General features: G+C 74.1%; 8 protein-coding genes and 2 pseudogenes. 5 read left to right on the top strand and 5 right to left on the bottom strand.

Going from position 1 to position 11618, the window contains the following annotated elements; genetic code table 11:
• The 5 genes and pseudogenes from Q1K26_RS27100 to Q1K26_RS27080 form a co-directional block, all read right to left on the bottom strand.
• Positions 1-705 (bottom strand): annotated as a pseudogene (locus Q1K26_RS27100) (conjugal transfer protein TraC); the annotation flags it as partial.
• Entirely contained in the window at positions 702-2075 is a 1374-nt protein-coding gene (locus Q1K26_RS27095; protein WP_300019137.1) for a PrgI family protein, read from the bottom strand. The pseudogene Q1K26_RS27100 and the gene Q1K26_RS27095, both read right to left, overlap by 4 nt.
• Complete coding sequence (locus Q1K26_RS27090) at positions 2072-4240, bottom strand: hypothetical protein (RefSeq protein WP_300019135.1); 2169 nt, start codon at positions 4238-4240, stop codon at positions 2072-2074. The genes Q1K26_RS27095 and Q1K26_RS27090 overlap by 4 nt, the downstream gene beginning before the upstream one ends.
• Before the next feature lie 87 nt (positions 4241-4327).
• Positions 4328-4705 carry a pilin gene (locus Q1K26_RS27085; protein WP_300019133.1) on the bottom strand — a complete coding sequence of 126 codons (378 nt, stop codon included), beginning with the start codon at positions 4703-4705 and terminating at the stop codon, positions 4328-4330.
• On the bottom strand, positions 4696-5754 hold the full coding sequence (locus Q1K26_RS27080) for a hypothetical protein (RefSeq protein ID WP_300019131.1): 1059 nt from the start codon (positions 5752-5754) through the stop codon (positions 4696-4698). Before Q1K26_RS27080 ends, Q1K26_RS27085 begins: the two co-directional genes overlap by 10 nt.
• Before the next feature lie 498 nt (positions 5755-6252).
• Here Q1K26_RS27080 and Q1K26_RS27075 point away from each other — a divergent pair, with 498 nt between their 5' ends.
• The 5 genes and pseudogenes from Q1K26_RS27075 to Q1K26_RS28930 form a co-directional block, all read left to right on the top strand.
• Positions 6253-7185 carry a hypothetical protein gene (locus tag Q1K26_RS27075; RefSeq protein ID WP_300019129.1) on the top strand — a complete coding sequence of 311 codons (933 nt, stop codon included), beginning with the start codon at positions 6253-6255 and terminating at the stop codon, positions 7183-7185.
• A 50-nt stretch (positions 7186-7235) separates the two neighbouring features.
• Positions 7236-8225, top strand: a complete 990-nt coding sequence (locus tag Q1K26_RS27070; protein ID WP_300019127.1) for a DNA methyltransferase — start codon at positions 7236-7238, stop codon at positions 8223-8225.
• Positions 8226-8790: 565 nt separating this feature from the next.
• Positions 8791-9714: a recombinase family protein gene (locus Q1K26_RS27065; RefSeq protein ID WP_300019125.1), complete on the top strand. Its 924-nt coding sequence runs from the start codon at positions 8791-8793 to the stop codon at positions 9712-9714.
• Between the two features lie 127 nt (positions 9715-9841).
• Complete coding sequence (locus Q1K26_RS27060) at positions 9842-11137, top strand: ISL3 family transposase (RefSeq protein WP_300019123.1); 1296 nt, start codon at positions 9842-9844, stop codon at positions 11135-11137.
• A 19-nt stretch (positions 11138-11156) separates the two neighbouring features.
• A pseudogene (locus Q1K26_RS28930) lies at positions 11157-11522 on the top strand (zinc ribbon domain-containing protein); the annotation flags it as partial.
• Positions 11523-11618: the final 96 nt, after the last annotated feature.

The raw sequence follows: 11618 nt of genomic DNA, 5'->3' as shown, positions 1-11618 counted from the left end.
AAACGAGCCCGACACAACAGCTACCGGGTCAAGAAGACCAGCGAGCCGGCCAGCATCCGCCACCGAGCACCGGCCACGATCAACATCCGCGGGCTGAAACCCAGGTCGGCAGCATGATCGACTTAAGCTACGTGGCATTGGGTCCAGGCCCAGGGGCAGCGTGGTGACCCAGCCCTGGAGGGCGCGGTAGGTGGTGGGGCGGGCGTCGAGGAGCAGGCTCGCGCACAGGGCGCGGACCGCGGCGACCTCGTCGGCCAGCTCGGCCGCGCTCGCGGCGTGCACCGTGAGGTAGAGACCCACGCGGAACAGCTGGCCTTCGCCGCGGGCGACCCGGGCGGACAGGTCGTAGGCGTCCTCGGTGGCCGCCTCGACGTGGGGGTCGTGCAGCCGGCCGTGCTCGGCGGTGGAGCGCCGGCCGCTCTCGAGCTTCGCGAGCTGGGAGCGCAGCCTGCTGGCGGCGGTGACCGGGTCGACGGGTTCGACGTGGGCGGCGACGTCGATCCGGCCGGGGTGGGTGAGCAGCGGGTCGAGCCAGCCGGGGTGCACCTCGCGCGGGAACCCGACGATGACCACCGAGGAGACGTGCCCGCCCCCGCCGGGCGTGGCGCCGATCTCCAGGTGCCGGGCGCCGACGGCGAGCGTGTCGGGCACGAACGCGGACGCACGTGTGCCCGCCGCTCGCGCCCTGCCCCGGCCGCGGGTCATCGCCGTCCCCCGCTGGCGAGGGCCGGACCTCGGGGACGGCGCCCGCCTTCCGCGCCGAACTCGCCCGAGACCCGGCCGCAGTGACGCTGCGGGGTGCTCCAGCCGTCGTCGTACCCATCGGGGTCGTCCGGGTCATCGTCGTCGTGGTCCGTGTACGGGTACCGGTCGTCGTCGTGGTCCCAGCCGTTCCCGCCCTGCTCGTCTCGGTCTTCGTCGTCCCAGCCGGTGTATCGCTGGTCGGGATCCTGCGACGGGTCGTCGGGGTCGTCGCCGTCCCAATAGGCCGGGCCGGGCGTGGCGTGAATGACCTCGTCGGCTGCGGCGCTGCGCGGCGGGCGGAGCGGGTCGGGGTTGCAGGCGGCGGCGAGGACGGCCGTGGTGCGGGCGGCGTCGAGCGGGGTGATGGTGATGCCGGCCGGGGCGAGCAGCTCCATCGCCTCGGCCAGCCGGCGGGCGAGTCGGGCCTCGGCCGCCCGCCTCGCACCGGCGCCGAGGCGGCCGCGCTGTGCGGAGCGGCCGGCACCGGTCAGCGCGGCGAGTCCGTCGCGGGCCGTCGCGAGCGGCGAGGGGCCGCCGAGCCCGTCGACGGCGCCCGCGGGCCCGAGTGGTTCGCGCAGGACGAGCAGTACCTGGCGGCGCAGCAGCACGCCCTGCCCGGCGAGGCGGGTGAGGAACTCGGCGTGCTCGAGCGCGGCGGCCCGCAGGGCGGGATGCGGTTGCGAGAAGGCGCGTGCGCGGAGGTCGTCGACCTGACCGGTCAGGTCGAGAGGTTGCGCGCGGACGAGGACCTGCACCGGTTCGGACAGGCTGTGCAGGTAGCGGCCGAAGGTGGCGACCAGCCCCTGCTGCTCGGTGGGGGTGCGCAGTGCGAAGTTGACCGTCGAGGCGACAGCGACCGTGGCGAGCCCGTCCGGGCCGAGGTCGACGATGCCGACGTCGGTACCGGTGCTCCCGGAGGTGACGGACTGCGCGGGCAGGCGCAGGACGCCGCGCCGTCCGCGGGCGGCGGGTTCGTCGGCGGGACGGCCGCGGGCGTCGAGCCAGGCCGGTGCGCGGTGGCCTCGGCCTTCACCGTCGGCGCCGTGGGTGATCCGGGTGCGCGGGGCGACGCGGTGGCGGACCGCGGCGAGGAAGAGGCGGTCCATCGACACGCCGTCGCGGCGGCCGAGGGCCAGGACGACGGCGGTGACCGCGACGGGCACCGCGAGGGCGAGGAACACCGCGGGCGGCACGGCGAGGCGGGTCGCGTCCCAGGCCGCGTAGAGGGCGAGCCCGGTCGAGCCGAGGATCGTGACCTGGCGGGCGGTGAGCGAGCCGACGACGCGGTCGGCCATGTCGACGTCGGCGGGGATGCGGACGGGCGAGGTCATGACGTACCTCCTGTGCTGTCTGGGGGTCGGGACCGGCGCGGCCGGCCGGGCGGGGTGCGCCGTGCGGGTGGGGCGGCGGGCGGCGGGCCGGGCTCGCGACCCGCGGGCGGGGGTGTGGCGGGCGCGGTGGGACGGCGTCGGGCGGGAGGCCGCGGTGCTGGGGCAGGTGGCCTGGTCGGTGAGGGCAGCCCGATCGGGAGGCGCATCTGCTGCCCGCGAGGGGCGGCGGGTCGTGCCGGTGCGGGCCGAGCGGCTGGGGGAGCCGCTGCCGGTGCCCGCGGGACGCGGCGGAGGTCGTCGAGCGGGAGCGCGTACTGGCCGGACCGGTCGGGACGGGCGTCCCGGTACGGGTCGAAGGGCAGCTCGAGCTGTCGCGGCCGGGGGCCCGGCGCCGCCCGGCGCGGTGGAGTCGGGGGCGCCGGGGTGGGGCCCCGGCGGACTCTGCGCACGCCGTCGAGGGGAAGCGGGTACTGGCTGTCGCCGCGAGGTCGATTGCCCTGGTAGGGGTCGAGAGGTAGCTCGAGCTGCACGCCTCGGCGGGACCGTCGCGGCGCTGGTCCCGAGTGCGCGGGGGAACGCCCCGGCGCTTCCGGCGGCGTGGACGCGGGGCGGGCTCGCCTCGGCGTGTCGAGCGGCAGCCGGTACTGGCCGTCGCGACCGAGCACCGGCCGGTTCTCCGGCCAGTCCTCGCCCAGCGGCAGCGCGAGCTGCCGGCCCCGCCCGCGCCCGCCCGCGCCGGGCGCGGTGTCGCCGCCCGTGCGGCGGGCCGGGCGCACCCGGCGCAGCCCGGCCAGTGGCAGCAGGTACTGGCCGTCGGCGTCGGCGCGCACACCTGCGTAGGCGTCGCCGGAGCCGTCACCGGTCCCGCCCCCGCCCGCCCGGCCGCCGCGTCCCCGCCCGCCCCGGCCACCGGCGTCCCCGCCGCCCTTGCCGCCGCGTCCGGAGATCAGGCCGAAGGTCTTGTAGGCGATGAAGCCGCGCACCAGCGAGCCGACGAACGAGCGCCCGCCACCGCCACGGATCGAGCCGAGCACCCAGAACGGGATCTTGTAGAGCACGTACATCAGCGCGCAGGCGACGAGCAGGTTGACCAGCCCGTCCGCGTTCGGTCCGAAGAGGTCGAACCCGCCGGGGACGAGGAGCACCCGCATGGCGGTGATCAGGGTGAGGCTCTGCACGACCTGGATCGCCAGGCAGCCGCCCAGCGCCTTCCACCACCAGTAGGCGATGTGCTCGGTCTGGGGCAGGGCGTGGAACATCAGCGCGAGCGGCGCCCCGGCGACGAGGATGACGGTGAGCGCGACGCGGATGACGTAGCCGACGAGCAGTGCGAGCAGCATCCCGACCAGGAAGAGCCCGACGAACAGCACGAAGACGCCGTCGTTGAGCGAGCCGAGGGTGATGTCGCGCAGCGCCTGGCCGGCGTCGGCCGGGTCGAGCCCGCCGGCCATGACCGATCGGGAGAGGCCGTTGGTGACCTCGACGGCGCGGGTCGCGGCCCAGAGGCTCAGGGCTCCGGCGAGGAAGCCGACCACGATCCGCGGGGCGATCTCCTTGGCGGTGTAGCGGGTCTGCAGGCTCTCGAACGACATGATCACGACTGCGGCGATCAGGACGAGCAGGCCGTAGCAGGCGAGCAGGATCTGCCAGGAGTTGCTCCACAGCTCCGCGAGGCCGGGCAGGGTGTCCAGTTCCGGGGTGGTGAGCAGCGTGTTCGACAGCAGGTCCAGCAGCGGGTTGAGCGCCGCGGTCACGAGCCCGCGGAAGAAGCTGTTGATCGCGTTGGTGACGCAGCCGCCGAGGTCGGTGAACCCGCACGGTTCCTGCGCCGGCTCCGCGCCCGGAGCGGGCCCGCCGACCGCGCCCGGGTCGCTGCCGGGAGCGGGGACGTCGGGAAGGCACCCGTAGCCCTCGCACGGTTCCGCGCCGTCGGCGGGCGCCGGGTCGGGCAGGGTCAGCGGGAACCCGTCGTCGGGAGTCGTGGTCGTGTCCGGGGCGCAGACGGGGATCGGGAGACCGTCCTCGCAGCCGTCCGGGACCGGGGTGGGCGTCGGGGTGGTGTCCGTCGGTTGCGCGGGAGCCGTGGCGGCCACCGCAATCGGCGTGGCGGTCGTCGGGGTGCCCGTCGCGAGTCCCGCGAGCAGGAGGCCGGCGACGAGCAGCACCGGCGTCCCGAAGGTCAGGCGCCTCGCGACCGGGCGGGTCCACCGCGTCCGGGCGCTGCTGGTCGGCCGTGAAGTCGTCGGCACCGGTCAGGCTCCGACGATGCCCTGCAGCACGGTGACGACCAGCGGCGCCAGGACCGCGAGGGCGTAACCGACGCAGGCGCTGCGGAAGGCGACCTTGGCCTTCTCGATCTCCCCGGGATCGCCGCCGCCCAGGATGTAGCGCACCCCGCCGATGGTCAGGAACACCGTGGCGAGCAGGGCCAGGATCCCGACGATCCAGCCGCGGACGTTGTCCAGCACCTGCTCGACGGACTCGGCCTGGGCCAGCACCGCACCCGCCTCGGCGGCGTTCGCGGCGGCGGCCGTGGTGAGCAGGGCCGCGGTGACGAGGGCGCCGACGGCCAGCGCGCGGCGGGCCGGGCGACTCCGGTCGTGCAGGCGGGGGTGGTGGTTCAGGCGCATCGCGGTTCCTCCGTGCTCGGTCGCGGGGTGCGGCCCGGCTCGTCGACCGGCCGGGGGTGCGTGCGTCTCGCAGGTCCGGCGGAGTGCGGTCGGGGGTCGTCGCCGGAGGCCGGGGTGTGCGGGTCCTGGCCGCGGGCGGGGTGGTCCTGTCCGCGCACCTGAACTCCGCTGTGCGGCGAGTCCGGGGACACCCGGCGGCGCACGCGGCGCCGGTGCGTCCCCGAAACCACCTCGACAGTCACCCTGCGTGGCCGCCCGGCGACGGCTGCGGCCAGCACGTCGAGGTCGATCTGGACGTCGTCGGGCTCCGCCTGGTGCTCTCGGACGAAGGCCACGAGCCGGTGCTCGGCCCGCTGCCGGGCCTTTTTCGCCGCCTCGTAGCCGGTGCCGCGCCGGGCGGCGGCCTCGGCCAGCGACACCTCCTCCAGGCGGGTGCTGCCGATCAGCTCGGCCTCGACGGGCGTGATGGCTCCTGCGGTGACCGCACGGGCCATGACCAGATCCGGGTGCCCGGCGGGTGCGGGTGGAGCCGCGGAGTGGAACGCCCGCGCGGACGGCGTCGGAGCGTCGAGGGACTCCCGCAGGCAGGTGTGCCCGGCGCGGTAGGCCGCCCACCGCAGCCGCAGCATGATCCGCGGGCGGGCGAGGTCGATCACCGGTAGCTCGGCGAGGAACCCGGCCAGCACCGCCGCGTGGACGTCGCGCGGGTCGCCGGCGAACCGGGAGGTGAGCTTCGCCGCGATGCCGGTGAGCGCGGGCAGCGCGACGCCGACGCACCCGACCGTCCACGCCCCCGCCTCCGCGCGGGAGCGCGTCACGAGATGGGCCCACACCGCGTCGCGCACCGGCTGCGGGCAGCGCCGCCGCAGCAACCGCTGCCGCACCTCGTCGAGCGGCACTAGCCGGTCGGGCAGCCCGGCGAACCCGCACCCGTCCACCGACAGCGGCTCGGGCCCGGTGACCAGCCACCCGAACGCCGAGCGCGCGGCGTCGAGCGGCATGTCGGTCGGGCCGAAAGCGGCCCTGGGGATCGTGTTCCTGTCCTGCATCCGTGGCTCCTCGACTCGGCGCGGTGAATCAGCGAGGAAAGGACGCCACAGCCGGTGGTACGGAACTGTTTCCGATCACGCACCGAACGAGTACGGGGCGCTTACCGCCCACCCCGTCCGGTGCCCGGATCTCATGAGCCTGGCTCGTTGCCGCAGGCGGCCGGACGAAGAACTCGTTCAGGGCGGCGCGGCTGTGACGTGCTCGAACGTCACCCGGTGCCCGATCGGTACCTCATCGGTAAGCGTCCGGTACCAGGGACGCTCGACCGGCGTGCTCTCGCGGCGCAACCTCGAAAAGGCGCACGACCGCCGCCGAGGTGAGCTTTTCGCTCCACCCCGTCGGAGTGCTGCGGCGGTACAGGGGATCGGCGGGAAAGCCTGCGGCGAGCAACGCACGGCGAGATTGATGAATGTCCCCGCCGGGCCTTGACGACGGAGTTCAGGGGTGTCCTCGGCAGCGCGTCGGCGCGGCCGGACCCGAACCTTCAGGAGCAGCTTGTGCAGCCCGACGAGCACCCGCGCCACAACGAGCAGAGCCCCGTCCCCAGCACCGCCACCCCGACCAGGACGGGCCGCAGCCGACAGGTCGTCGACTTCCGGCCCTACCCGACCGCGCTGACCCGCACCCGGCGCAGCCCGGCCAACTCCGGACGCCGCGAGACCCGGCGCGGCGACACCCCGTCGACCCCGTCGACCGTCTGGTTCGCCCCGACGCTGCACCCGTCCACTCCGGAGGCCGCCGTCACGGCGGCCCCGAGGACGGCGGGCCACCCGCTCCTGCCGAGCCCGGGCGGGGCGCCCGATCCCGAGCCGTCCGGGCCTGCCTGGCCGCTGTCGGCGCTCACCCACGCCGTCACCTCGTTCACCGGACCCGGTGCCACCGTCCTGCTCCTGCCCTGGCCCGTCGCCCGGGACGAGGACAGGGGCGACGTCCCGACCGCCGCGATCGCAGCGGTGGCCGACCTCGGCCGCCGTCCGCGACTCGGGAGCTTCCCCGCCCCCACCGGCCGGGACGACGCCGACCATGCCCGGCCCGACGATGCGGACGAGCGGGCCGACCTGATGGTCACCGTCATGCCCGCCCGGCACGACGCCGCCGCACACACCGACCCCGTTGCCCGCTTCGCCGCCCGGGCGCTCCGCCTCGGCGGCGTCCTCGCCGTGCTCACCCGCTGTGACCGCCGCGACGAGGTACTCATCGACCCGACCGGTCCGATGGTGACCGCCGGGCAGAACGCTGACCTGCTGTACCTCCAGCACGTCGTCGCCGTAGAACTCCCGCCGGCCAACCTCTGCACCCGCGACCGAAGGACCGACGTCGGCGCGGACGGCGCTCCGCCCGCGCACCGGCGCGTGCACAGCGACGTCCTGGTCTTCGCCCAGCCCCACGACGCGGGCGCCCGTCCTGCTGCACGTCCGTCCCGCCCGTGACGCCCACTCTCGCCCACCGCCGCCCGCCCGCCGACCCGGAAGGCACCTCCATGCCCGACCCAGCCCAGCCTGCCGCCCCTGTCTTGGCCGCCGCCGGTCCCGACCTCGACGACCTGCCCCTGTCGGTCTGGACCACCGCGCAGCAGCCCCCCGCCAGCCAGCGCCGCGACCGCTACACCGCCAGCTCGACCGCCCACCCGGCCAAGATGCTCCCCGCCGTCGCCGCCCACGCGATCACCCACTACACCCGCGCGGGCGAGCTGGTGCTCGACCCGATGTGCGGGATCGGCACCACCCTCGTCGAGGCCGTCCACCTCGGACGCCCCGGCGTCGGCGTGGAGTACGAGCCGCACTGGGTCGACGTCGCCCGCGCCAACCTCGACCTCGCCCGCGACCACCACCGCGTCGACCCGGCCGTCCTCGACGGCTGCCAGGTGCTCCACGGCGACGCCCGCCAGCTGACCACGCTGCTCCCACCGCGCCTGGTCGGGCAGGCCGCGCTGGTGGTCACCTCCCCGCCCTACGGGCCCTCCACCCACGGGCAGGTATCGGTCATCCCCGGCGGCGGCGTGCAGAAGTACCACCACCTCTACGGCAACCTGCTCGACCGCGGGAACCTCGCCAACATCGGCCACCACCGCCTCCTGGCCGGGTTCCAGCGCATCCTCGCCGCCCTGGTCGACGTCCTCCGCCCGGGCGCGCACGTCGCGATCACCGTCCGGCCGTGGCGCGAGCACGCGGAGCTGATCGACCTGCCCTCTCAGATCCTCGCCTGCGGGACCCGCGCCGGCCTCGTCCCCGTCGAACGCTGCGTCGCCCTGCTCGGCCGCGTCGCCGACGACGGCCTCGTCGCCCGCGGCTCGTTCTTCCAGCGCGACTTCATCCGCAAGCAGCGCGAGGCCGGCCTCCCTCTGCACTTGATCGCCCACGAGGACGTCCTGGTTTTCCGCACGGCATGTCCTTCCATCGCAGACACCGAAGCCGTCCACCCCAGGCACATGGCCGGATCGGCATCCCGTCGCCTCAACCCGGCGGCGTGAACGGTTCGCCGAGCGCCGGTAGGCGACAAGGCGAACGCGACCAGCTCACAGTTCTGCCGCCGGAGCTGGTGTCCATGACCGCCGAGGAACGCATCCGGGCCGTCGTTGTGATCGCCCGGCTACTGGCCGAGCTGGCCGTCGCGCCGGTATCGCCGGGGACGCCTGCGGATCGCCGCAGGGCAGCGGCGGTACCGAACGGGGGCTGGCCCTCCGGTGCCGGGTCGAGCTGAGCTGGTCGACCCACACCGTCACGACGGGACCCGACCGCTCGGAGCAACCTGACATGCCCACGCTTCCTCCCGGCCCCGACCCGACCAACGGGTCCTCCGACGCCGTTGCTCCCGCTGCCGACGCTGCGGCCACCCGTGCTGTAGCGGGCAGGAGATCTTGGGATCGCGCTCCGGGTGCTTCCGCCCCGCCCACCGCGCACCCGGTCACCACAACGGACCCGCCACGCCGGGTGCGCCGGTCGCGGCGTTCCCGGACGTCGTCACGGCCCGGGAACGGGCACACCCGCACCGACGGTGCCGGCGGCATCGGTGGCGGCGCAGGGGCACCCCTGCGGGTGGCGATCTATCTGCGGATCTCCACCGACGAGCTGCACCAGCCCTTCTCCCTGGGGGCTCAGGAGCTCAAGCTCACCGCCTACGTCACCTCCCAGGACAACTGGGAGCTGGCCTGCCCCGCGTTCGTCGACCAGGCCTCCGGCGCCACCACCGACCGGCCCGCGCTGCAACGCGCCCTCAACGCCGCCCGCGCCGGCCGCTTCGACGTGCTGCTCGTCTACCGCGTCGACCGGCTCTCCCGTTCGATCCGCGGCCTGTCCGACATCCTCGCCAGCCTCGACGACATCGGGGTGGCGTTCCGGTCGGCCACCGAGCCCTTCGACACCGCCACACCTGCCGGGCGGATGATGGTGCAGATGCTCGCGGTCTTCGCGGAGTTCGAGCGCGCGACCATCATCGACCGCGTCATCAACGGCATGGAGCGGAAGGCCGCCCGCGGCCAGTGGTGCGGCGGCTACCGCCCGCACGGCTACGACCTCGACCGCGCCACCGGCTTCCTGGTGCCCCTCCCGGACGAGGCCGCGGTCGTGCAGCGGATCTTCCGGCTCTACACCCGCGATCGGGTCGGAACCCGCGCCGTCGCCAACACCCTCACCGCGGACGGGCACCGCACCAAGTCCGGCAAGCCGTGGTCGGGCGCAGCGGTCCTCACCGTCCTGCGCAACCGGGTGTACCTCGGGGAGGTCTTCTACCGCGACCAGTGGCACAAGTCCGATCCCCACCACCCGCCGCTGATCAGCACCGAGCTGTTCGACGAGGCCGAGCAGGTCCTCATCGCTCGCGGCGACGACCACGCCCACCGCACCGGGGCGCGGTCGCACTTCCCGCTGGCGGGGCTGATCTTCTGCACCCGCTGCGGCAAGCGGTACCAGGGCAGCACCGCGCGCGGCAATCGGGCTCTTCCGGAAACGGAGTGCAGGTGAGGGCGTGATCGACCGCGGGGGTGGGGCCGTGTCGCTGCGCTGAGGCGGGCCCCGGCAAGTTGATGATGAAGGTTCCTACGCCATCACCGTCAAGCTCACCGGGGACCCGATGCCGCAGCCTAGGACCTTGCCCGCCCAGATCGTGGCCGACACGATCATCCGCACCGTCGAGTTGGGGGTGCGGATCACCGACGCCGCCCTGGACGGCGACACCACGGTGCTGTGGTGCGACTTGCTCGTCGACGGCCCCGGAGCGTGTCCGGGGTGCGGGATGGTCGGGGTCTACCGCGACAGCGTCGAGCGCCGCGTCAGCGACGTCCCGGTTGTCGGGCATCCGCTGCAGCTACGGGTCCGGCTGCCGCGCTACCGGTGTGTCCACGACGGTTGCGCGCGCGAGATCTTCGCCCACGACAGCAGTCGGCTCGCCCGACCGGGCGCCTCGACCACGCGACGATGCGCGGCCTTCGTGCTGTACCGCCTGGCGGTGGACAAGGCCACCGTGACCGCGGTCGCCCGCGAGCTGGGCCGCAGCTGGGACACCGTCAACACCATCGCCGTCGCCGCGACTGAGCAGCTGCTGCTCACCGCGGGCCCCGCTCGGCTCGACGGGGTCCGGGTGATCGGGGTCGATGAGCACAAGTGGGCCCACGTGTTCGGCGCCGAGGGCGACGGGTTCGTCACCGTGATCACTGATCTGACCGCTGTTGTCGCAGGCCAGGGTCCCGCACGGCTGCTCGACGTGGTCCCTGGCCGCTCCGCAGCCGCGATGACCGGCTGGCTCGGAGCACGCGAGCAGTCCTTCCGTGAGCAGGTCGAGATCGTGGCGATGGACGGGTTCGGCGGCTACAAGAACGCCGCCACCGCCGTTCTGCCCGACGCGGTGACGGTGATGGATCCGTTCCACGTCGTCGCCCTGGCCGGACACAAGCTCGACCTGTGCCGACAGCGGGTTCAGCAGGCCACCCTCGGGCACCGTGGCCGCGCCGGTGACCCGCTCTACCGCATCCGGCGCACCCTGCGGACCCGTCTCGCGTTGCTGTCGGACAAGCAAACAGCCCGGCTCGAGGCGGTGTTCGCCGGCGAGGAGCACATCGCAGTCGAGGTCACCTGGTGGGCCTATCAACAGATCATCACCGCCTACGCCACCGACGACCGCCGACGCGGCAAGGCCCTCCTTGCCGCAGTGATCGACCGGCTCCGCACCGGGCTACCGGCCGGGCTCGCCGAGTTGGCCACGCTGGGCAGGACGCTGCACCGGCGCCGTGATGACGTCCTGGCCTACTTCGACCACCGCGCCTCCAACGGCCCCACCGAGGCCATCAACGGCCGCCTCGAAGCCCTCCGCCGCAACGCCCTCGGCTTCCGCAACCTGATCAACTACCGCATCAGATCACTACTGCACTGCGGAGCCCTCGCACTCTAAATCCGGAAGAGCCGGCAATCGCTACACGTACCGCTACTACACCTGCTTCACCCGTCAGCGTTACGGCACAGCTTCCTGCCCGTCGGAGCGCCTGCCCGCCGAGCAGGTCGAGAACGGTGTCGTCGACTCGCTGCTCGCCACGCTGGCCCGCACCGACCTGATTGACGCCGCACTGGAGGGCGCCCACGACGAAGCGCAGGCCGAACGCGCCTCCCACGTCGCAGAGCTCGGCGCCGTCGAGTCGGAGATCGTCAAGGCCGAGGCGTCGATCGACCGCTACCTCACCGCGTTCGAGAACGGCACGATGCCCGAGGCCACCTGCGCGCCGCGTGTCGAAGCCCTGAGCCTGGATCCACCGCCGCAGTTCGCGTTACGCGCTGGTTGATCTTCTGGGTGGGTTGGTGGGAGAAGGTCGTGGTTGAGCTGCCGGTCTGTCCGGCTCTTCCACTGCTGGTTCTCCGGTCGGGCCCCGGTGGGGGGC

Origin of the sequence: Pseudonocardia sp. (genome assembly GCF_029263155.1) — a bacterium.
Lineage (GTDB): Bacteria > Actinomycetota > Actinomycetes > Mycobacteriales > Pseudonocardiaceae > Pseudonocardia.
Note: the sequence above shows the minus strand (reverse complement) of the source record. Positions and strands in the feature narration are given on the sequence as shown.